Below are 22,888 nucleotides of genomic sequence, written 5' to 3' on the forward strand. Positions count from 1 at the left end.
ACCGTGATCCACCGTGAGCGCACTAGAGGGCGTGTCCGAGACCTTCGACCCGGAGGCCTGGGAACCTGTCCCCGGATTCGAGGACCTGACCGACCTCACCTACCACCGCGCCGGGGCGCATGGGACGGTCCGGGTCGCCTTCGACCGCCCCGACGTGCTCAACGCCTTCCGGCCGCACACCGTCGACGAGCTGCTCCGGGTCCTCGAGCACGCCCGGACGTCGAGCGACGTCGGCTGCGTGCTCCTCACCGGCAACGGACCGAGCGAGAAGAACGGCAAGCGCTCCTTCTGCACCGGCGGCGACCAGCGGATCCGCGGCCGCACGGGTTACCAGTACGCCGAGGGCGAGACCGCCGAGACCGTGGACAAGGCCAAGCTCGGACGGCTGCACATCCTCGAGTGCCAGCGGCTCATCCGGTTCATGCCCAAGATCGTCATCTGCGTCGTGCCGGGGTGGACCGCCGGCGGAGGCCACAGCCTGCACGTCGTCTGCGACCTCACGCTGGCCAGCGCGGAGCACGCCCGGTTCAAGCAGACCGACGCCGACGTCGGCTCGTTCGACGGCGGGTTCGGGTCGGCCTACCTCGCCCGCCAGGTGGGCCAGAAGCTCGCCCGCGAGATCTTCTTCCTCGGTCAGGAGTACTCCGCCGAGGACGGCGTGCGGATGGGCGCGGTCAACCGGGCCGTCCCGCACGCCGAGCTCGAGGCGACGGCCCTGGAGTGGGGACGGCTGGTCAACGGCAAGTCCCCGACCGCCCAGCGGATGCTGAAGTACTCGTTCAACCTGATCGACGACGGACTCGTCGGCCAACAGCTGTTCGCCGGCGAGACGACTCGTCTGGCCTACATGACCGACGAGGCGGCCGAGGGCCGCGACCAGTTCCTGGAGAAGCGCGAGCCGGACTGGTCGCCGTTCCCCTGGTACTACTGACGCGACGCACGGCCCGTCACCGCACCGCACCGCACCGCACCGCACAGCACCGCACCGCACAGCACCGGGGCCCCGCCCGGCTCTCGCCGGGCGGGGCCGTGTGGTGCATGTTCCGGAGGTGTCAGTTGCCCCCCTGCGATCCGGTGGGGGCGTCGATGCCGCCCGCCTCGCGGGCCCGCGCGAGGTTGCCGTTCTGGAAGAAGCCGCCGAAGTAGTCGTTGGCGTTGACGCTTCCCTCGTACTCCTCGCCCAGCTTCAGGTCCTTGCCGAAGAACGGGATCTTCTTGAGGATCGGGATCGTCGTGCTCAGCTTGACCTTCCAGTCGAGGGTGTCGTCGTAGATGTTCTCGTACGGGTCCTCCGACTCGTTCGGCGAGATGCCGAGGCTGCAGTTGGCGGAGACCTCGAGCACGTCGGTGCCGTTGACCTGCACCTTCTGGCTGGTGCCCACCGACATCGCGTTGTTGTCGGTGTCGATGGAGACCGGGCCGATCTTCAGCATCTTCTTGGCCCGGCTGATCACCTGCTTCTCCGCCTGCTCGGTCAGCCATGACGTGGCGTCCTTGACCCGGTCCCAGGCCGTCTTGTCAGTGATCTCGACCGACAACTCGCTCGCCTCGGAGTAGTCCTCCTCGGACAGACCGCTCGGGTCCACGTGGCCGACCGGGTCCTGCCCCACGTAGGCGTAGAGGTCGGTCTGCCCGCCGCCGAGCCCGATCGGGTCGCGGGTCGTCCAGCGACCCGTGCCCGGCTCGTAGTCGCGCATCCCGAATCGCACGAGTCCCGTGACGGCGTCGGGGATGCCGCCGGCGAAGCCGAGCGGGACCTCGAAGCCGGGAGCCGAGTCCGCCAGGACCTGGCCGAAGGCGTCGTACCGCACCGTCTTGACGACCGTCCCGGCCGCGTCGGTGACCACCCGCGGGGACCCGACCTGGTCGGTCGCGACGTAGAACCGCTTGCCGCCGCGCTCGAACGAGGCCAGCCGGCCGTGGTCGTCGTACCACAGCGTCGTCAGCACGCCATCGGGACCGCGCACGGCGCTGAGCCGGAACGGCGAGCTCATGCTGCCGTACAGGTACTGCGTCGTGCCACCGGCGTCCCTGCGGGTGGTGCGCCGGCCCTCGGCGTCGTAGCCGTAGGAGACCGTCGTCCCGCCGACCGTCGCCGTGACCAGCCGGCCGTCGTAGCCGTAGCCGAACGTGTCGGGCCCACGCGTCGACAGCGACCCGTCGTCGGTGTAGCCGTAGGCGACGGTGCCGGCCTTGACCAGCCGGTCGGCGTCGTCGTAGTCGTAGCCCACGCTCTGCCCGTTGCGCACGGCGCTGGTGCGCCGGCCGTCGACGTCGTAGTCATAGGTCTCCACGACCGTGCCGTCGCGGCGGACCTCGGTGAGCCGTCCGAGCGGGTCGTAGTCGTACTCCACGGCCTCCTCGTCGCCCGCGACCACCTCGACGCGCTCAGCGACGGTGCCGGCCGTGTCCGTCACGAGCTCGGAGGAGTACGCCTCCTCGCCGGCCACGGTGAGGGCGAGCGCGTCGAGCGCGCCGTACCCGTCGTAGCCGTAGGCGAGGCTGCCCGTGCCGTCGCCGAAGGACGTGGCAGCGCCGCGGCTGTCCCGGCCGATGGTGAACGGGCCGGCCTTGGTCATCGCCAGGTCCTTGTCGTAGGCGTAGGGGATCGCCACGGTGTCGGCCCCGCTGGTGAGCTTCACGTCCACGGGCAGGAGGTTCGCGTCGTAGGAGTAGGTCCACGCCGCCTCCGCCGGTCCGGTCACGTCCGTGCTCGTCAGGAGGGGACCGTCGTAGCCGAAGCTGCGGACCTGCGCCGGGCCGCCCCCGGGGTCGGCCGCGGTGCGCGAGGTCGCGCCACCAGGCCCGCCGTGGGCGAACGAGGTCGACCCGAGCGACTCCGTCCCGGAGACCAGCCGTCCGGCGTCGTCGTACCCCAGCGTGGTCGCCGCACCTGGGCGGCTGACCGTGACCGGCAGACCGTCCTTGTCGTACGACGTCGCCCACTCGCCCGCGCCGGCCGGGTCGTCGGACGCGACCCGGTCGCCGTCGTCGTACCCGATCCGGTGCACCCGGCCGCCGGGCCGGGTGACGCTGGTGACGTTGCCGTCGGCGTCGTGCCCGAAGCGGGTCACGCTGTCGTCCGGGAGGGTCACCGACACCACGCGGTCCGCGTCGTCGTAGCCGAAGCGGGTGAGCCCGTCGGCGCTGTCGATGCCGACCAGGCGGTTGAGGGCGTCGTACTCGAGGTCGACCTCCCGGTCGCCCTGCTCGACGTGGTCGAGCCTGCCGTGCTCGTCGTAGGAGCGCACCACCGGCAGCACGTCCGCGCCCGGCTCGACCCGGACCACCCGTCCGCCGTCGTCGAACCCGGCCTTGGTCACCCGTCCCTCGGGGCTGGTCGTCGTGACCGAGCGCGCCGGCACGTCGATGACCGAGGTGGACGTCTGCCCGTTGAGGGTCACCGTCCGGGTGAGCGTGCGCAGGCTGAGCGGGTTCAGCGGGTCGTCGAGCTCGGCCGTGGCCGTCGCGGACGAGACCACCTTCCTGCCCCCGGGGGTCGTGACGGTCTCGGCCGTGACGATCGGCGCGCTCATCCCGAACCGCGGGTCGGGCCCGAGCGTGCGCACGACGGTGGTGCCGTCGGGCTCCACGACGGTTCGGGTGCCGTCCGCGGCGATGGTGCCCACGACCTTGTCGCCGGTCCCCGCCGTCACGGTGCGCCGGGTGGCGCCGCCCGGCAGTCGCTCGGTGCGGTACGTCGCCGTCCGGCCGAGCGTGCTGGTCGCGGTCACCGTCTGCTCCGAGTGGCCGACCGTGCGGGTGAGCGTGGTGCTCACCCCGTCCGGACCCTCGTCGCGCTGGAGCAGCCCCGACGGGGAGTAGGTGAAGCGGTGCACGCCGCCACCTGGCTCGGTGAGGGTCTCCAGCAGGCCGGTGGGGGTCGAGGTGAGCTGCGTCGGCTCGGAACCCGGGGCCGTGACCGAGGCGAGGTATCCCGCCGCGTCCGAGGTCAGCGCCGTGCGCTGTCCACCCGGTGCGACGACCGCCGTGGGCCGTCCGGCGCCGTCCCGCTCCACGCGGGTCGCATCGCCGTCGCCGTCGGTGATCGAGGCGATCCTGCCGGCCGCGTCGTAGGCGATCCTCGCCCGCGTGGCGCCGGTGATCGTGTCGACGGTCCGCACGTGGCGGCCCTGCTCGAACTGGTAGAGCTCGGCCCCGTCGGACGACGGGATCGCGAGCGCACCGGTCGAGGTGCCGGGCAGGGCCGGGGCGATCATCCGGACCCGGGCGCTGCCCGAGTCGACGACGTAGATCCGGCCGTCGGCAGCCACCGTCACACCCTTCGGACCTGCGAAGGTCGCGCGGCTCGCCGGCCCGCCGTCGCCGCCGTAGGCGCGCGTGGTGCCACCCGCCAGGGTGCGGATGGACCCGTCTGCGCCGACCATGCGCAGCTTCCAGGACGCGCCGAGCACCCCGTTCTCGGTGAACAGGAACCCGCCCTCGGGCAGCACGGCGATCGACTGCGGGGACCAGATCTTCGCGCTGACCGCGTCCGCCCCGTCGCCGCCGTTGCCGGCACCCACGACCGTGCGCAGCGAGCCGTCGGTGGCCACCCGCCGGATCCGGTCGTTGCTGGTGTCGGCGATCAGCAGGGAGCCGTCGGGCATGGCCGTCACGTCGCCCACGAAGCCCAGGAGGGACTTCACGGCGCTCGCACCCTCGGTCCGCTGGTTGCCGCAGCGGGCCGTGTTGTCGGCCGCGGGCGGAGCGACACCGGCGACGGTGCGGATGATGCCGTCGGGCGCGACCGAGCGGATGAGGCAGTTGCGACTGTCGGCGATGTAGAGGGTGCCGTCCGCCGCGACGTCCACCCCGACGACGTGGTTCAGCGCCGCGCCCTTCGCCGGGACGTTGTCGCCGCTGTAGCCGACGGTGTTCGGCGTGCCGGCGACGGTGTGGATGACACCATCGGGCGAGACCGATCGCACCGAGTAGCTCGTGGCGATGTAGAGCGTCCCGTCGGGACCGACGGCCACGTCGTTCGGGGCACTGATCTGCGCCTGGGTGGCCGGCCCCTCGTCACCGGTGGTCCCCTGCGTGCCGGTCCCGGCGACCGTCGTGATGACGCCCGACGGGTCGATCCTGCGGACCCGCTGGTTGAGGGTGTCGGCGACGTAGACCGTACCGTCGGGGGCGGTCGCCACACCGGTCGGAGAGGCCAGCTTGGCCGCCGTGGCCGGACCGCCGTCGCCCGCGAACCCGTTGGGCGTACCCACCCCGGCGACGGTGCGGATCACGCTCGCGACGTCGTCGCCACCCTGACGGGTGCCGTCGCCGCGAACGAGCTCGCGTGCCAGCGGGTCGTAGGCGTGGGCGCCGCTCAGCGTCCAGCCACCCAGCCCGGCGGCCCGCGCGTCGATGCCGCCGACCGGCACCTGCTGCATCGACCAGAGGGTGACCTCCTCACGGGTCCTGCTGCCGGTGATCGCGTCGACGCCGGCGGAGCCGAAGCTGCTGCCGCCGCCGCGGGCGGTCTTGTAGACGCCGTCGTAGGTGTAGCCGACCCAGATCGTCATGAGCTGGGCCCCCTGCACCTCGCGGCCGTAGGCGTCCTTGCCGTTCCAGCCGGCGTTCGTGACGACGTTGGGACCTGGGTTGTTCCACGACGCGAGCCACCGCTGCCCGGCGACCTCGACCACCATCTCGGCGGCCTTCAGCCCTGCGGGCACGGTCGCGCCGGTGATGGGCACCCGGACCACGCGGTTCGCCCGCCCGGGGACGCGCTCGCTCTGGTAGGCGAGCTCGCGGTCGGTGCCCGCGACGGCCAGCCGCTCGCCGAGGGTGAGGTCGTCACAGCCGACGATCGAGCCGGACAGGGTGTTCTTGCACATGAAGTCGCCGTCCTCGACCAGCTGGGGGAGCTGGGGTGCCTGCGCGGTCGCGGGCGGCTCGAAGGCCCAGTTGTGGTCCCAGGGCGTGAAGTGGCTCATCGAGACCCGCCACAGGCTCTGGCCCGCGGTGTAGAGCCCCGCGAGGGTCTCCAGCTCGGTGTCGTCGATGCCCAGTGCGCTCAGTGCGGCGGGGGTGGCTGCGGCGCCCTTGCCCTCCACGTCGAGGACCGCCTTGCCGCCGTCGGTCGCCAGCACCTTCACCACGCGCCCGTCCGCCGACGGCACCCAGGCGGCCTTCTCCCGGTCGTAGTAGCCGGTGGGCACCGGCGTGCCGACGGGGAAGCCGAGGAAGTTGTCGGTGTAGTTCACGACGGGCTTGCTGAACGTCACCGTGGTGGCGTCCGCGGCCACGGCCTCGTCGATGCTGTACTCCGCCGCGTAGGTGTAGCCGCTCATCGCGGGCAGCTCGCCGGGCATGGCCTCGGGTCCGTGGTCGCCGACGGTGAACTCAGTCGCCCGCACGTGCACCGCGTCGAGCGCCTGCGTCGAGCCGTCGGGAAGCACCATCTCCGCCTCCGTGCCCTGGTCGAAGAGGAGGGTCGCCTGACGGGTGCCGGAGCCGTCGGTGACCGGGGACCCCTGCGCGACCTCCACCGGCTCGGTGAAGTCGATCTCGGTCACCCGCGTGTCATAGGCCACGAGGACGAGGTCGTCGAGCACGACGTAGTCGTTCCACCCGGGAGCGACCTCGCGCTGGGCGGGGGCGTGCCCGTCGGCCTCGAAGCTGACGACCAGCTCGCCGCCTCCGTTGACGACGAGGTCGTACCCGCCGTCCGCACGGGTGAGCGTGTGCCCCAGGTCGGGGTGGTCCTTGATCGAGACGGACACCCCCGACAGCGGCTCGCCGTCGCCACCGAGCACGCGGCCGCGGACGACGCCGGCTCGATGGGCGTCGATGGCGCCGTCTGCGACCCCCTCCTGGATGGGATCGGGGCCCTCGTAGAGGAAGGCCGTGGACTCCGCGACCGTGGTGGGGACGCTCGGGTCGACGGTCGAGGCGACCGTGCTGGGGTCGGCAGGCAGTCCGTCGGGCGCCTCGGTCACGGTCCACTCGTACGACGCGGGCGAGGCGTCGGCGTTGCCGGCCGCGTCCGTGGCCCGGACGCGCAGCCGGTGCTCGCCGGGCGCCAGCCCGCTGAGCTGGAGCGGGCTCGCGCAGGTCGACCAGTCGGCGTCGTCCAGGGAGCACTCGAAGGTCGACGCCGCCTCCGAGGACTCGAAGGCGAACGTCGCCGTCCCCAGGTCCGTCTCGGCAGCGGGGCCGGCGGTGATCGTGGTCTCGGGCGCCGTGCGGTCCTGGTCGTGGGCCGGCACCGCCGTTGCGGGCAACGAGCGGCTACCCACGTTTCCGACGGTGTCGACGGCCTGGATCACGTAGGCGTACGTCATCCCGTTGGTCAGCCCGGTGTCGGTGTACGTCGACACGCCCGCCCCGAGCCTGGCGACCTCCTGGTAGGCACCGTTGCCGGTGGCGCGCAGCACGCACTGGGTGGCGACGTCGGTCGAGACCGACGGTGTCCACGAGAGGGTCACGGCACCGCCGGTGTCCCCAGCCACGTCGACGGCCGTGAGCCCGGTCGGAGCGGTGGGGGCGGTGGCGTCGCGACGCTCGGTGATCGCGGGCACGACGACTGCTCGTCCGCGGCGCCAGGGCTCGCCGTACTTGGTGATCACGAAGCGGTTCACGGCGTTCTGCTTCAGCTTCACGCTGACCGTCCACGCCTTCTTCTTGCCCAGCTGCACCGAGCCGGCCCGCTTCTCGTTCCGGTCGCGGTTGCCGTTGCCGTTGGCGTCCTTCCAGACGAACACGGTCGACCGGGCCGGCGCCGTGCCCGTCAGGGCGAACCGCGCCGCGTCCACGGTCACCGGGCCGGAGGGCGAGGTGACCCGGATGGGTCCGGTCGCCGGCGCCGTCGCGGCCGCGGTGGTGCACCCGCCGGCTCCAGCGCCCGCGGGCGCGGCCCATGCCCCGCCGGGCAGGGTGACCGTCGGGACGAGCAGGACGGCGGTAGCCGCCGCGAGCGCGCCACTGGTTCGCTTCATGAGGATTCCTTCCGGATGAACAGGTGTGTGCCTCTGTTCTCCCGGACCGTGCTTGTCTCCGGCTTGCAGCCGACTGGTATCTCCGGCGCCGGTCGTCTTAAGTCGCTCGCAAGTAGCACCCGGTCGTGGCTCGGCCGCTGTCGTGGGCCGCGGCGTGGGCCGCCGGCGCGGGCGACGACCGGCCCTGGTCGCCGTCCACTGGTTCTGGTGACTCCACCGACGGTCCATCACCGGGCCGGGTGCTCCTAGACTGCAGCCGGCCGACAGTGCGACATGGGGGTTCGAGTGCAGACGCCGAGCGGCGTGGGCTTCTACTCCAAGGGCCCCATCACGCCTTCCGACGCCCAGACGATCCTGGACGCCGCGGCCGTGCTGCAGCTGCGCCGCGCCGAGCTGGCGGCGGCCGTCGCCAAGGGTCCGGTGCCGGGCGTCGAGATCCCCGGTATCGGCTCGGTCGCCTACAACCGCTGGATGGGCCTCGAGGTCCACCGGTGGCGCGAGCTGCTGTCCGTGCAGCGGACCGGCAAGGTGGACCACCTGCGGATCAGCGTGCCCAACAACCGACTCGCGGTGGGCAACGGGCTCCGGATGATCAGCGTCTTCGACCGCGACGGGTTGACCGAGGGCGGGCGGACGCTCCTGGCCGCGGAGCAGCACGGCACCTACCTGATCAGCGTGGGCTCCGTGCAGATGAAGATCGTGGACCGCAAGTTCGTCGTGCTCCAGGGGCCGGTCATCGACGACGAGCCGACCCTGATGGCGGTCAGCGAGCCGGTGTGCCTGGCCGCGGCCTGGACCTACTGGCACCGGGTCATGGCCTCGGCCTACCCCGTGGCCGAGGAGCCGCTGCCCGACGGCCCGCACCTCTCGCCCCGTCAGCGCCAGGTCATGGCGCTGCTCGCCGGCGACGCGAACGACGCGGCGGTCGCGGCGACGCTCGGCGTCAGCATCCGCACCGTCCGCTCCGAGGTCGCGGAGGTCATGCGGATCCTCGGCGTGCGCTCCCGGTTCGCCGCCGGCATCCGCTTCCACGAGATCACCGAGGCCACCCGCTGAGGTCGACCGCGGCGACCGGGACCGGGCGCCGCGGTTGTCGGGCCGAGGCCTCGCCCTCGGGACGGGAGGATCCGTCCTCACCGTCGCGGTGTTGCAGGTTGCTGCAACCCCGATGCGTGGCGGGGTCGCGTGACATGGGATGCGCGCGAGACGTCACGGGGACGCCTCTGCACCACCGGTGCCACCACGTGCGGAGAACCTGGACCAGGAGCACTTTCCGCGTCGCGGTGGCTCTCTCTCGGCGAGGCCGCGTGCCGAACGCTGACCCGGCCCGATGACCAGCGCTCCGGACCGACGACCCGGGTCGGAGCGCTGGTCGGCCGAGTCCCAGCAGGTTTGGCACTGAGTTGGCACTTCCGCGGGCCCGTGCGGCCCGCTCAGCGGCCCTACTGTGCCCTCATCCGACCGCTGCTCCCGGTCCAGATGAGGGGAACCGCCATGACCACCAGCCGCCGACCCAGCTACGCCAACGTGATGTCGACGGTCGCCGTCGTCCTGGCCCTCACCACCAGCGGCGCGTACGCCGCAGGGATAGGCAAGAACGGCATCAAGGCCAAGCACATCGCCAGCGACGCCGTGCGCGTCCGGCACATCGCCGCCAACGCGGTGCAAGGCAACGACATCGACACGGGGGCCGTCGGCGCCCGCGCCATCGGTGACGGATCGGTGGGGGCGGCCGAGCTGGCGGCGGACTCCGTGGGGGGCAGCGAGCTGGCCAACGACTCGGTCGGCAGCGGCGAGCTGGCCGCCGGCTCGGTGGGGGCGAGCGAGCTGGCTGCCGGCTCGGTGGGCTCGAGCGAGCTGGCCGCGGGGTCCGTCGGCACCTCGGAGATCGAGGACGGGTCCATCACCGGCACGGACGTGGCTCTCGACGCCATCAGCTCGGCCCGGATGACCACGGGCGTGCGGCGGCTCCTCTTCGACGCCGGCACGCTGCCGGTGAACCAGACCTTCGGCGACTTCACCGTCAGCAACACCAGCTGGCCGGGCGGCGCACCGACCAGCGGTGCCCAGCTGGCCCACACCTGGGACCAGCCCGCCGACGCGGTCGACGTCGTGACGGGCTACGCCCGGGTCGCGTACGAGGCATCATGCTCCGACACCAGCGGCACGGCCCGCGGCATCGACGTCAAGATCGTCGACGGCACCGGTCGTGTCATCTCGGCCAGCAGCACGGAACGCTCGGGCGGCGTCAACTACAACGGCAACGGCTTCTGGGCCGAGCAGGCCGACCTGCCCGGCGTCATGTTCCGCGCACCCGCCGCGGGAGCACCGGACGCGATGGTCGACTACATCCACCTCCCCTTCGAGATGTCGGAGTTCGTGACCGGGGCCTCGTCCGCGTCCCGCACCGTGCGCGTCTACTTCAAGAGCAACAGCGTCAACTGCAGCCCGGAGGTCACCGGCGCGCGGATCATCGTCTACCGGTACGCCGACCAGAGCTGACGCGCCCGCCGCCGGGCGGGTGGGGCACCGACCTATCCTGAGCCGGTGCTCGCCATCACCACACTCCTGGACGAGCGGGCACTGATCTGTCCGCGGTGCGGCGGCACCCTCACGTGCGCCGACGACAGCTGGCGGTGCTCCGAGCCCTCCTGCCCGCACGCCGAGTCACCGTTCATGGTCGTGTCGGGGACACCGGTGCTCGTCGACTTCGAGCGCAGCGTCCTCTCGGCGGAGGAGATCGCCGCCAGCGGTGGCGCGTCCCTGGTCGCCCGGCCCGACCGCCCTGGGATCGTGAAGCGGATGCTGCACCCCGCCAACACGCAGGCCCCGCGGATCGCCCAGCGGATGGTCGAGCTGCTGCTCGCCGACGCCGGCACGACGGGGCGCCGGCCGCGGATCCTGGTCATCGGTGGGGGCACCGTCGGCGACGGTCTCGAGGCGCTGTACGCGGACGACCGCGTGGACCTGGTCGCCTTCGACGTCTACGCCAGCGCCAACGTCCAGCTCATCGGGGACGGGCACCAGATCCCGCTCGCCGACGGGGTGATGGACGGCGTCATCATCCAAGCGGTCCTCGAGCACGTCCTCGAGCCGGTCGTGGTCGTCGGCGAGATCCGACGCGTGCTCCGCGAGGGCGGCGTCGTCTACGCGGACACGCCCTTCATGCAGCAGGTCCACGAGGGGCCCTACGACTTCACCCGCTTCAGCGAGTCCGGCCACCGCTACCTGTTCCGCGACTTCGAGCAGGTGGAGAGCGGACAGGTGGCGGGCGCGGGCACCTCGCTGCGCTGGTCGATCAACTACTTCGTCCGGGCGCTCACGAGGTCGGTCGCGCTCGGCCGGATCGCCGGCCTCGCGTTCTTCTGGCTCAGCCACCTCGACCGCGTCCTGGACGCCGGCCACTCGCTCGACGGCGCCAACAGCGTCTACTTCCTGGGGCGCAGGGGCGGGCCGGTGATGACCCCGCCCCAGGTGATCGAGCACTACCGCGGCGGCATGTGAGGATGCCCCCGTGAACGTCGTCGTCCTCACCGGTGCGGGCATCTCCGCCGAGAGCGGCGTGCCGACGTTCCGCGACGCCGACGGGCTGTGGGAGGGCCACCGGGTCGAGGACGTGGCGACGCCCGAGGCCTACGACCGCGACCCCGCCACGGTCCAGCGGTTCTACGACGAACGTCGGGCCGCCCTCGCCGCGGTCCAGCCCAACGCCGCGCACCGCGCCCTGGCCCGCCTCGAGCACTGGCTGCACGACGACCTGCTCATCGTGACCCAGAACATCGACGACCTCCACGAGCGGGCCGGCTCGAAGCGGGTGCTGCACATGCACGGCGAGCTGCTCTCCGCGCTGTGCGGCGCCTGCGAGACCCGCACGCCGTGGCACGACGACCTGCACCACGGCCCGGAGTGCCCGCAGTGCGCCGCGGCGGACCTGCGGCCCGACGTCGTCTGGTTCGGGGAGGTCCCCTACGAGATGGACCGGATCTTCGACGCCCTCGAGGTCTGCGACCTGTTCGTCTCGATCGGCACCTCGGGCGCCGTCTACCCCGCCGCCGGTTTCGTCCGCGCCGCCCGGGCCTACGGCGCCCGCACCCTGGAGCTCAACCTCCAGCCGAGCGAGGGCAGCCTGTTCTTCCACGAGTCGAGACAGGGGCCGGCCAGCGAGCTCGTGCCGGCCTGGGTGGACGACCTGCTCTCCTGACCGGGTTAGCGTGCGGGCATGAAGCAGGTGCTGACGGTCCTCGTCCTCCTCACCGTCGCGCTCGGCCCGGGGGGCGCTCCGGCCGCGGCCGACGAGCGCGGCGTACCCAGCCGGAGCGAGTGGCTCAAGGACGTCAAGCAGGCGCTGAAGGGCTCGGGCGACCACCTGCGGGAGCGGGCCGAGTCGGGCGAGACCGGCCTGGCGGTCAACCTCGACATCGACAACTCCTCGATCGCCTCCTACTACGACGGTGACGACGCGGGCGCGATCCCGCGGGTCCTCAGGCTCGCCGCCGTCGCCGACGAGCTGGGCGTGGCCCTGGTGTTCAACACCGGCCGCACCAACGCGCAGCGGACCCGCACCCTCGACCAGCTCGAGGCGGCCGGCTACGACGTCGCCGCCCTCTGCATGCGCAAGAAGGGCGAGGCGATCCCCCACGGCAAGCAGCGCTGCCGGGACCGGTTCATCGCCCAGGGCTACACGCTCGTCGCCAACATCGGCAACAACCCGACGGACTTCACCGGCGACGGCTACGAGAAGGCCTACCGGCTGCCGAACTACGGCGGCGAGCTCGGCTGAACACCCCGCGAGCTTCGGGGGCGCTCTCGCTTCGCTCGATTCAAGCGCCCGTGAATTCTGGTCGCCGTTCTGATGGACTTCGGCCGCTGTCGGTGCCTGGCGGCTATCAGCCAGCGATTCGGGCCCGCATGATCGCCTCGAGCCGGTCGACGTCGTCCGCCAGCCCGATCCTGGGCGCGAAGCCGCGCACCGCCTCGATGAACATCTCCCCGGACGCGATGATCCGCGGGTCCATGTGCCCGAAGACCTCGAGCGCCACCACCCCGTAGAGCACAGTCCAGCCCTGCATGAAGAGCCACGCCAGGCCGCGGTCCTCGGGAGCGATGTCGTCGAGCTTGGCGGGGATGACCGGGTCGAGCACGGCCTCACGGACCGACGGGGGCAGCTCGTCGAGCGCCGGGATCGGGTGGTGGTTGTGCTCCCAGAGCGCCCGCATCTGGCCGGTCATGTGCCGCCCGGACGAGGCGAGCGTGAGCATCTCCTCGCGGCGCAGGCAGCTGGCGTCGGCCACCGGGTTGGCGAACACCAGCCCGAACTCCCGCGGGTTGGCCAGCGCCCACATCCGGAACTCGGTGACCGAGGCGACCAGCCGCCCCGCGAAGTCGTCCTCGGGGAGCGCGTCGGCGGCGGCGGCGAAGGTCAGCGTCGCGGCCTTGTCGATCTCGAACGCGACCAGGTCCACCAGCTCCTGGTAGCTCGCGACGTAGCGGTACAGAGCCGGTGCGGTCAGTCCCATCTTCGTGGCGACCGCGCGCAGGGACAGCTCGGCGCCCTCGGCGAGGAGGTCCCGGGACGCGGCGACGATCTCGTCGTACGTCGCCTCGCGCTGACGTTCGCGCCTGGACTGGGCGGGGGTCCCGACCTGTGTCACACATTCCTCCCGGGGGTGGTTGACACCCGCAGTTTACACCGTTTACCGTAAACGCCGTTCACTTACTTTACATGCATCACCCGAGTTGTGGGGAGTCACCATGATCGAGCGTTGGGGGTCCTTCGTGGCCCGCCGGTCGCTGGCCGTGCTGCTGGCCGGGCTCGCGGTCGCCGTGGCCGCGGCGGCGTACGGCGTCGGGGTGTTCGACTCCCTGTCGCAGGGCGGGTTCGACGACAAGGACTCCGAGTCGGCGCGCGAGCTGGCGCTGGAGCAGGACACGTTCGGCAACCAGGGCATCGACGTGGTCGCCATCTACTCCAGCGACGACCTCACCGCCACCGACCCGGAGTTCCAGGCCGAGGTCGAGCGCATCGTCGACGGCTACGCGGCAGGCACCACGAGCCGGGTGGTCCCCTACTACGCGGCGCCCGACCCGACCGGCCTGGTCAGCGAGGACGGGCACGCCGCCCAGGTGCTCGTCTCCCTCGCCGGCACGACCCAGGACGACTACCTCGACAGCTACGACGAGCTCGCGCCGACTCTCGAGGCCGGCTCGGGCACGGGTCTCGAGACCGACATCGCGGGCGCCTTCGCCGTCTTCAACGACGTCAACGAGATCACCAGCGAGGACCTCGCCCGCGCCGAGATGATCTCGATGCCGATCGTCCTGGTCCTCGCACTGCTGATCTTCGGCAGCCTCGTCGCCGCCTCCATGCCGGCCCTGGTGGGTCTGCTCGCGATGGTGGGCGCCTTGGCGCTGGTGCGGGTGATCACCGGGTTCACCGACGTCTCGGTCTTCTCGGTCAACGTCATCTCGCTGCTGGGCATCGGCCTGGCGATCGACTACGCGCTGTTCGTGGTCAGCCGGTTCCGCGAGGAGCTGGCGGCGCTCCCGGTCGACGACCCCGACGCCTCGGCGACCGCGATCCAGCGCACGATGTCGACGGCCGGACGCACCGTGCTCTTCTCCGGTCTGACCGTGGCCGCGGCGATGTCGAGCCTGCTGATCTTCCCGCAGGCCTTCCTCAAGAGCATGGGCTACGGCGGCATGGCGGCCGTGCTGGTCGCGATGGTCGCGGCCCTGACGGTGCTCCCGGCGACGCTGCGGCTGCTCGGCCGCCGGGTGGACGCCGGCCGGCTCCCCTGGCGCCGCCGCCGCCCCGTCGTCGTCGCGGACGAGCGCGGCCGCTGGGCGGCCCTGGCCCGCGGGGTCATGCGGCGCCCCTGGCTCGTCATCGGACTGACCGTGACGGGGCTGCTGCTGGTCGCCTCGCCGTTCCTCGGCGCGAGCTGGGGCAGCGTCGACCACAAGGTGCTGCCCGAGGACGCCCCCGCCCACGTCGCCGCCGATAAGCTCCTCGAGTTCGGCCCGGAGACCTCGACGGCCCAGCTGCTCCTGACCGGTGCGTCCGACGCGGACGCCGCGGCGTACGCCGACGAGGTGGCCGCCGTCGACGGCGTGCTCGCCGTGCAGCAGGTCGCGGCCGAGGGTGACAGCACCCTGCTGCGGGCCACGTGGGAGGGCAACTCGCAGACCGAGGCGAGCCAGGCGCTCGTCGAGGCGGTGCGGTCCGTCGAGCCGTCGTCGGGCGAGGTGCTGGTCGGCGGACAGTCCGCCGCGACCGTCGACCTCATCGACTCCGTGGGCTCCCACCTGCCGCTGATGGGCGTGATCGTGGTCGTGGTCATGCTGATCCTGCTGTTCCTGGCCTTCGGCTCACTGGTGCTGCCGGTCAAGGCGGTCGTGATGAACCTGTTCTCCATCACCGCGTCGTTCGGCGTCGTCACCTGGATCTTCGCCGACGGGCACCTGTCCGGCCTGCTCGGCTTCGAGTCCCAGGGGTTCCTGGACGCCACGAACCCGATCCTGATGCTGGCGATCCTGTTCGGCCTGTCGATGGACTACGAGGTGTTCCTGCTCTCGCGCATCCGGGAGCAGTGGGACCAGAGCGGGGACAACGACCTCGCCGTGGCCACCGGTGTCCAGAAGACCGGCCGGATCATCACCAGCGCCGCGGTCCTGCTGGCGGTCGTGATCGGCGCCTTCGCCACGAGCGGCATCGTGTTCATGAAGATGCTCGGCATCGGCATGCTCGTCGCCCTGCTGGTCGACGCCACCATCGTCCGCGCGCTGCTGGTCCCGGCCACGATGAAGCTGCTCGGCCGCTGGAACTGGTGGGCGCCCGCACCGCTCGCCCGCTGGTGGACCCGCTACGGGTTCCGGGAGGGCGGCGTTCCGCCCGCGCCGGAGCCCGACCGCGAGTACGCGCGGGTCTGAGACCGGCCGCGCCGGCAACCGCCTAGGCTGGCGCGATGCGTCCTCGAGTGCGATCGACCCTGTCCGCGACCGTTCTCGTGGCGGCGGCCCTGATGTCCGGCTGCGGAGACGACGGCGATGGCGGCGGCGGGGGTGACGGGGGCAGCGACTTCACCGAGCAGACCGCGGACGAGATTTCGGACGCCGCCAAGGACGCCATGGCGGGCCTCACCGGGGTGTCCATCGACGGCAGCCTGAGCTCGGACGGCCAGGAGATCGAGATCGCGATGGCGGTGGGCGAGGGCGGCAACTGCAGCGGGTCGTTCTCCACGCAGGGCGCGACCGCCGAGATCCTCGGCGTCGACGGGACGACGTGGTTCAGGCCGGACGCGGCGTTCTGGGACCTGTTCGCCGGTCCGGAGGCGGGGCCGCAGATCGTGGCCGCCGCCGGGGACCGCTGGGTGACGCTGCCCGACGACGACACCTCGTTCAAGCCGTTCTGCGACCTGGAGGAGTTCCTCGGCGAGCTCACCGACAGCGACGGCAGCGACGACGCGACCTACACCAAGGGTGAGACCAAGGAGATCGACGGCGAGGAGACGATCGAGATCATCTCCGAACGCCCCGAGGAGGGCACCTCCAGCGGCTACGTCCTGGTCGAGGGCGACCACTACCTGGTCAGCATCGTCAAGGAGGAGGGCGAGGACCCGGGTGAGGTCACGTTCTCCGGCTTCGACGAGCAGCCGGACGTCGAGGCCCCCGCCGAGGACGAGCAGATCGCGCTCGAGGACCTGGAGTCCGGCGCGTACTGAGCCGCCTCAGCGCACGAGTGCGCCCGCGTGCGCGGGCAGGGTGACCACGCCGTCGCCGAGCGAGACCCCCGCCTCGGTCTCGAACAGCACCTCGGCCGCGCCGAGCTCGACCGTCTGCTCCGTGTCGCCGAAGTTGACGACCACGGTCAGGGCGCCGCGGCGCATCGTGAGCACCCTGGTCTCCTCGTCCGCGGTGCACTCGGCGTACCTCTGGGCGGTCAGGTCGGGGTGCTCGCGGCGCAGCGCGGCCAGCTGCCGGTAGGCCGCCAGCATCCGCGCGCCCCGCGGTGCGGACGGCTCCGACCAGTCCAGCCGGGACCGGAGGTACGTCGCCTCGTCCTGCGGGTCGGGCACCGCGTCGGGGTCCCAGCCGTGCCGGGAAAACTCCTCGAGCCTGCCCTCCGACGTCGCGCGCCCGATGTCGGGGTCCGTGTGCGAGGTGAAGAACTGGAACGGCGTCGAGGCCGCCCACTCCTCGCCCTGGAACAGCATCGGCGTGAACGGCGAGCACAGGGTCACCAGCGCCGCGCACGCCAGCTGGTCGTCGTCGAGCGCCGCGGTCAGCCGGTCGCCGGCGGCGCGGTTGCCGATCTGGTCGTGGTTCTGGCTGCACACGACGAGCCGCCACGGCGGCACGACCTCGGGGTCGATCGGCGCACCGTGCTCACGCTCGCGGAACGACGACCAGGTGCCGTCGTGGAAGAAGCCGCGCTCGCACACCTTGACCAGGGAACCGAGCGGCTCGAAGTCGGCGTAGTAGCCGTGCGTCTCGCCGGTCAGCGCCACGTGCAGCGCGTGGTGGAAGTCGTCGCTCCACTGGGCATGGAGGCCGTATCCGCCCTGCTCGCGCGGGGTGACCATCACCGGGTCGTTGAGGTCTGACTCGGCGATCAGCGTGAGCGGGCGGCCCAGCTCGGCCGACAGCGCGTCGACCTCGGCGGACATCTCCGCGAGCAGGTGCACGGGTGACGCGTCCTGGAGGGCGTGCACGGCGTCGAGCCGGAGGCCGTCGACGCGGTAGTCCTCGAACCACATCCGGACGTTGTCGAGGATGTAGCGGCGGACCTCGACCGAGCCCTCGCCGTCGAGGTTGACCAGGTCGCCCCAGGTGTTGCGGCCGGTCGAGAGGTAGGGGCCGAAGAGCGGGAGGTAGTTGCCGGAGGGGCCGAGGTGGTTGTAGACGACGTCCTGGACGACACCGATCCCCGCCCGGTGACAGGCGTCCACGAAGCGTTGGTAGGCCGCCGGGCCGCCGTAGGTCTCGTCCACCACGAACCAGCCCACTCCGTCGTAGCCCCAGTTGTGCGTGCCGTCGAACCCGTTGACGGGCATCAGCTCCACGAGCCCGACGCCGATGCTCGCCAGGTGGTCGAGCCGCTCGGCCGCCGCGTCCAGCGTGCCCTCGGGCGTGAACGTCCCGACGTGGAGCTCGTAGACGACCGTGCCCTCGAGCGCGAGCCCGGTCCAGTCGCCGTCACCCCACGCGTACGCCGTGTGGTCGACGGTGCGCGACCGCTCGTGCGGACCGTCGGGCTGACGGCGCGACCTCGGGTCGGGCAGGACCCGGTCGCCCTCGTCGAGCAGGTAGCCGTAGTCCACCTCGCCGGCGGGCACCGGCCCGTCGGGGGACCACCAGCCGTCGTCGCCCCGGGTCATCGGCACGACGTCGTCGCCGACCGCCAGCCGCACCCGCTGGGCCAGGGGCGCCCAGACGTCGAGGGGGCCGTGCCTCGACGAGGTGCTCATGCGTCCCGCACCAGCAGCGCCACGGGATAGGAACCGAGCAGCTCGGCCAGCCGGGGCGACGCGGGCCGGCCGGTGAGCACGTCGGTCCAGGCGCCGGACGGCAGCGCGAGCTCGGTGTCCCCCCAGCCGCGCGCGTCGAGGCCGACCGGCAGGCGGGTGGCGACCGCCACGACGCCACCCCGGTCGAAGGCGACCACGTGGGCGGCGGCCTCACCGCTGGCCGACACGGGTGTGTAAGTGGTGAACAGCTCGGGGCGGTCCCGCCGCAGCGAGAGCGCGGACACGACGACCGCGGCCTTCAGCCATGCCGGATCGTCCGCACCGTCGAGCACCGCGGCCCGGTGGGCGAAGTCGACCGGTCGCCGGTTGTCGGGGTCCACGAGGCTCTGGTCCCAGAGCTCGGTGCCCTGGTAGACGTCCGGCACGCCGGGCATCGTCAGCGCCACCAGCTTGGCGGCGAGGGCGTTGCTGCAGGCCGGCCCGTCGACGCGTTCGGACATGCGGCCGAGGACCGCCGACACCTCCTGGTCGTCGAAGGCCGCGTCGACGGCGGCGTGCATCGCCGCCTCGTAGTCCTGGTCCGGGTCCGCCCACGTGGTCCGGTCACCGGCCTCGCGCATCGCCTTCTCGGCGTAGGCGTGCAGGCGCTCGCGGGAGGCCGGCCAGGCGCCGAGCACGGCCTGCCACAGCAGCGACCCGAACGCGGGGTCGGGCAGCGGCACCAGCCGGAGCAGCTCGTCGAGCGCCGACGCCCACTCGCCGGGGATCTCGGCGAGCACGCCGATCCGGGCCCGGGTGTCCTCGCTGCGCTTCGTGTCGTGCGTCGTCAACGCGGTCATGGCGTGCGGCCATGTCGACTGCCTGGCCGCCATCGCGGCGTGGAACTCCGCGACGGTCGTGGCGAAGACGCTGGGGTCGCCGCCGACCTCGTTGAGGGAGGTCAGGCGCGACCAGCGGTAGAAGGCGCAGTCCTCGACGCCCTTGGCCATCACCATGCCGCTGGTCTGCTGGAAGCGCAGCGCCGCCGGGTGCCGGCGGTCGCGCAGCAGCGGCTGGATGCGGTCGAACGCCGCGTCCAGGTCGGGCCGGCGCCGGCGCGCGTCGGCGAACGCATGGTCGAGGTGCGCCCGGCCGTCAGGCAGGTAGGACCGGTAGACCGGGAAGCAGGCGAGCAGCTCGGCGACCGCGTCGACCAACGACGCCGGCTCGGGACGGGTGGCGTCGCCGGCCGGCCCGCTCAGGTCGCGGACGATCCGGCGTACCTCCGGGTGCAGGGCCGCGTCGGCGACCGCGCGCTTGGTCGAGTGGACCAGCTCGGTCCAGTCGACCGGCGCGCCGAGCCGCTCGGCCAGCGCGGTCAGGGGCTCCTCCCCCGCCGGGTCGGTCAGGACCCGGTCGACCAGCGCCAGGGCGTCGTAGCCCGTGGTGCCGGCGGTGGCCCACGAGGTCAGGAGCTCCTCGCCCGGCTCGAGGATCTTCTCGACGAGCACGTAGGCGTCGCCCGTGAGCGCAGCCAGGTCGTCCAGGTAGCCACCGGGGTCGAGCAGCCCGTCCGGGTGGTCGACCCGCAGCCCGTCGACGAGTCCCTCGTCGAACCAGCGCCGGATCTCGACGTGGCTGGCGTCGAACACCTCGCGCTCCTCGACCCGGATGCCGGCCAGGGAGTCGATGGTGAAGAACCGCCGGTAGTTCAGGTCCGGGCCGGTCCGCAGGGACCCGCCGCCGGCGGCCCAGTCGACGTCGAAGAAACCGGCGTACGCCGACTCGCGGCCGTGCTCCAGCACGTCGGCCCACCAGGCGTTGGCCTCCGGCGTCGCCACCCCGACGTGGTTGGGCACGATGTCCACGAGCACGCCCATGCCCAGCCGGCGCGCCTCCGTCGAGAGCGCCGCCAGGCCGTCGGCGCCGCCCCGGGACGGGTCGACCCGGTCGTGCCGCACGACGTCGTAGCCGTGCTCGGAGCCCGCCTCGGCCTCGAGGATCGGCGACAGGTAGACCCAGTCGACCCCGAGGTCGTGCAGGTAGGGCAGCACCGCCGTCGCCGCGAACAGGTCGAACGACGGCGTGACCTGCAGCCGGTAGGTGCTGGCGGGGGCGGTGGACCTGGTCACTGGGTGCGAGTACCCACCGGGGCCTGGGCGGCAACGGACGCGGCCACGGACAGGTCCGGCTCGGCCTCGGGCTCGGAGTGCTCCTGGAGGACCAGCAGGCTGCGCGTCTCGAGGTGGAACGTCCCACCGGCCTCGATCACCGTCGCCGCGTCGGCCTCGCCGCCGGTGTTGATCACCACGTCCCACGCCTCGGCGTACTCCGCGGGGGGCAGGGTGAGGTCCACCGGCCCGTCGGCGTTGAAGTAGAGCAGGAAGTGGTCGTCGTGCAGGGTCTCCCCGCGGCTGCCCTTGCCGGCGATGCCGTCGCCGTTGAGGTACATGCCGATGACCTTGGAGCCGTCCGCCCAGTCCTCCTCCTCCATGGGACGGCCCTCCGGGTGCAGCCAGACGATGTCGTTGAGCCGCTCCTGGCCCGTGGGGCCGGTACGTACGGTGCTGCCGGTGAAGAAGCGCTTGCGTCGGAACGTCGGGTGGTCCTGGCGCAGCCTGACCACGGCCGAGGTGAACTCCAGCAGCGGACGGTCGACGTCGTCCCAGTGCATCCAGCTGATCTCGGAGTCCTGGGCGTAGGTGTTGTTGTTGCCGTCCTGGGTCCGGCCCACCTCGTCACCGTGCAGGATCATCGGCACGCCCTGGCTCAGCAGCAGCGTCGCCAGGAAGTTGCGCTGCTCACGGGAGCGGGCGGCGAGGATCTCCGGGTCGTCGGTCGGCCCCTCCACCCCGTGGTTCCACGAACGGTTGTGGCTCTCGCCGTCGTTGTTGTCCTCGCCGTTGGCCTCGTTGTGCTTCTCGTCGTAGGAGACCAGGTCGCGCAGCGTGAACCCGTCGTGCGCGGTCACGAAGTTGATGCTGGCGAACGGCCGGCGTCCCGAGTGCTCGTAGAGGTCGGAGGAGCCGGCGACGCGGGAGGCGAACTCGCCGAGCGACGGCTCGCCACGCCAGAAGTCGCGGACCGTGTCGCGGTAGGCGCCGTTCCACTCCGACCACTGGGGTGGGAACCCCCCGACCTGGTAGCCGCCGGGACCGATGTCCCAGGGCTCGGCGATCAGCTTGACCTGGCTGACGACGGGGTCCTGCTGCACGAGCTCGAAGAACGTCGCCAGCCGGTCGACGTCGTAGAACTCCCGGGCCAGCGTGGAAGCCAGGTCGAACCGGAAGCCGTCGACGTGCATCTCGGTCACCCAGTAGCGCAGGGAGTCCATGATCAGCTGCAGCGAGTGCGGGTGCCGGACGTTGAGGGAGTTGCCGGTGCCCGTGTAGTCCATGTAGTAGCGCTGGTCGTCCTCGACGACGCGGTAGTAGGCCTTGTTGTCGATGCCCTTCATCGACAGCGTCGGTCCCAGGTGGTTGCCCTCGGCGGTGTGGTTGTAGACGACGTCGAGGATGACCTCGATGCCGGCCGCGTGGAGGGCCTTCACCATCGACTTGAACTCCTGCACCTGCTGGCCGAGGTCGCCCGTCGAGGCATAGTCGGAGTGCGGTGCGAAGAACGCGAGGGTGTTGTAGCCCCAGTAGTTGCGCAGGCCCTTGTCCAGCAGCGTGCTGTCCTGGATGAACTGGTGCACCGGCATCAGCTCGATCGCCGTGACGCCGAGCTTGGTGAGGTGGGCGATCACCGAGGGGTGGCCGAGGGCGGCGTAGGTGCCGCGCATCTCCTCCGGGACCTCTGGGTGCAGGTAGGTGAGGCCCTTGACGTGGGCCTCGTAGATGACGGTCTGGTTGTAGGGGATCGCCGGTCGGCGGTCGCCCTCCCAGTCGAAGAACGGGTTGATGACCACGCCGTAGGTCATGTGCGGACCCGAGTCGTCGTCGTTGCGGGAGTCCGGGTCGCCGAAGTCGTAGCCGAACAGCGCCTGGTCCCAGTCGATCTCGCCGGCGGTCGCCTTGGCGTACGGGTCGAGCAGCAGCTTGTTGGGGTTGCAGCGCAGGCCCTGGGCCGGGTCCCACGGCCCGTGCACGCGGTAGCCGTAGCGCTGGCCGGGCTGCACCGTGGGGAGGTAGGCGTGCCAGACGTAGGCGTCCACCTCGCTCAGCTCGACCCGGGTCTCCTCGACCTGGCCGTCCGCGCCGACGTCGAACAGGCAGAGCTCGACCTTCTCCGCCACCTCGCTGAACAGGGCGAAGTTGGTTCCGCTGCCGTCGAACGTCGCCCCGAGGGGGTAGGCACTGCCAGGCCAGGTCTCCACGCGTCCACACTCTCTTCCCCACCACCGGTTGGAACGATCAAACTATCGCGCCCGCCTGCCAGTACCCAGACAGCGGGGACGGCATCGGAGGCGCCGCCTCCACGACCGTCAGCGGCGGGCGGTGCGCTCGAGATCGACAGCGGGGCGAAGATCGCGCCCGGTGGCCTCGATCACGTTCGCCACGTCCT

Annotated in this window: 13 protein-coding genes; 8 read left to right on the forward strand and 5 right to left on the reverse strand. The window is 71.9% G+C overall.

Features of this window, described 5'->3' with window-relative positions:
- Nucleotides 1-13: 13 nt before the first annotated feature.
- A complete protein-coding gene (locus JHD21_RS00155; protein WP_292670664.1) occupies nt 14-931 on the forward strand; it encodes a 1,4-dihydroxy-2-naphthoyl-CoA synthase in 918 nt (305 codons plus the stop codon).
- 121 nt (nt 932-1,052) lie between these two features.
- Here the strand turns inward: JHD21_RS00155 and JHD21_RS00160 are convergent, their stop codons facing one another.
- On the reverse strand, nt 1,053-7,937 hold the full coding sequence (locus JHD21_RS00160; protein WP_292670665.1) for an RHS repeat-associated core domain-containing protein: 6,885 nt from the start codon (nt 7,935-7,937) through the stop codon (nt 1,053-1,055).
- A gap of 273 nt (nt 7,938-8,210) precedes the next feature.
- Here JHD21_RS00160 and JHD21_RS00165 point away from each other — a divergent pair, with 273 nt between their 5' ends.
- The 5 genes from JHD21_RS00165 (at nt 8,211) to JHD21_RS00185 (ending at nt 12,717) form a co-directional block, all read left to right on the forward strand.
- The gene (locus tag JHD21_RS00165; protein ID WP_292670667.1) at nt 8,211-8,993 is read left to right on the forward strand and encodes a helix-turn-helix transcriptional regulator; all 783 of its coding nucleotides are present in this window, start codon (nt 8,211-8,213) and stop codon (nt 8,991-8,993) included.
- 438 nt (nt 8,994-9,431) lie between these two features.
- Nucleotides 9,432-10,439: a hypothetical protein gene (locus JHD21_RS00170; RefSeq protein ID WP_292670669.1), complete on the forward strand. Its 1,008-nt coding sequence runs from the start codon at nt 9,432-9,434 to the stop codon at nt 10,437-10,439.
- A 45-nt stretch (nt 10,440-10,484) separates the two neighbouring features.
- Nucleotides 10,485-11,441: a methyltransferase domain-containing protein gene (locus tag JHD21_RS00175; protein WP_292670671.1), complete on the forward strand. Its 957-nt coding sequence runs from the start codon at nt 10,485-10,487 to the stop codon at nt 11,439-11,441.
- 10 nt (nt 11,442-11,451) lie between these two features.
- Nucleotides 11,452-12,138 carry an NAD-dependent deacylase gene (locus JHD21_RS00180; RefSeq protein ID WP_292670673.1) on the forward strand — a complete coding sequence of 229 codons (687 nt, stop codon included), beginning with the start codon at nt 11,452-11,454 and terminating at the stop codon, nt 12,136-12,138.
- An 18-nt stretch (nt 12,139-12,156) separates the two neighbouring features.
- Nucleotides 12,157-12,717: an HAD family acid phosphatase gene (locus tag JHD21_RS00185; RefSeq protein ID WP_292670675.1), complete on the forward strand. Its 561-nt coding sequence runs from the start codon at nt 12,157-12,159 to the stop codon at nt 12,715-12,717.
- Between the two features lie 106 nt (nt 12,718-12,823).
- On the opposite strand, the gene JHD21_RS00190 is transcribed toward JHD21_RS00185, so the two are convergent.
- A complete protein-coding gene (locus JHD21_RS00190; RefSeq protein WP_292670676.1) occupies nt 12,824-13,588 on the reverse strand; it encodes a WHG domain-containing protein in 765 nt (254 codons plus the stop codon).
- A gap of 100 nt (nt 13,589-13,688) precedes the next feature.
- Between JHD21_RS00190 and JHD21_RS00195 the strand changes: the two genes are divergently transcribed.
- Nucleotides 13,689-15,866 (forward strand): MMPL family transporter, encoded by a 2,178-nt coding sequence (locus tag JHD21_RS00195; RefSeq protein ID WP_292670679.1) that lies wholly within the window; start codon nt 13,689-13,691, stop codon nt 15,864-15,866.
- 35 nt (nt 15,867-15,901) lie between these two features.
- Nucleotides 15,902-16,657 (forward strand): hypothetical protein, encoded by a 756-nt coding sequence (locus JHD21_RS00200; protein ID WP_292670681.1) that lies wholly within the window; start codon nt 15,902-15,904, stop codon nt 16,655-16,657.
- A 6-nt stretch (nt 16,658-16,663) separates the two neighbouring features.
- Here the strand turns inward: JHD21_RS00200 and treZ are convergent, their stop codons facing one another.
- Genes treZ through glgX form a run of 3 tightly spaced genes read right to left on the reverse strand, consistent with a single transcriptional unit; the run spans nt 16,664 to nt 22,700 of the window.
- Nucleotides 16,664-18,403 carry a malto-oligosyltrehalose trehalohydrolase gene (treZ, locus tag JHD21_RS00205; RefSeq protein ID WP_292670682.1) on the reverse strand — a complete coding sequence of 580 codons (1,740 nt, stop codon included), beginning with the start codon at nt 18,401-18,403 and terminating at the stop codon, nt 16,664-16,666.
- Nucleotides 18,400-20,514 carry a malto-oligosyltrehalose synthase gene (treY, locus tag JHD21_RS00210; RefSeq protein WP_292670684.1) on the reverse strand — a complete coding sequence of 705 codons (2,115 nt, stop codon included), beginning with the start codon at nt 20,512-20,514 and terminating at the stop codon, nt 18,400-18,402. Before treY ends, treZ begins: the two co-directional genes overlap by 4 nt.
- Nucleotides 20,511-22,700, reverse strand: coding sequence for a glycogen debranching protein GlgX (gene glgX / locus JHD21_RS00215; RefSeq protein WP_292670686.1), 2,190 nt, complete (start codon nt 22,698-22,700; stop codon nt 20,511-20,513). The genes treY and glgX overlap by 4 nt, the downstream gene beginning before the upstream one ends.
- Between the last annotated feature and the right edge of the window lie 188 nt (nt 22,701-22,888).

Source organism: Nocardioides sp., assembly GCF_016462705.1.
GTDB lineage: Bacteria > Actinomycetota > Actinomycetes > Propionibacteriales > Nocardioidaceae > Nocardioides.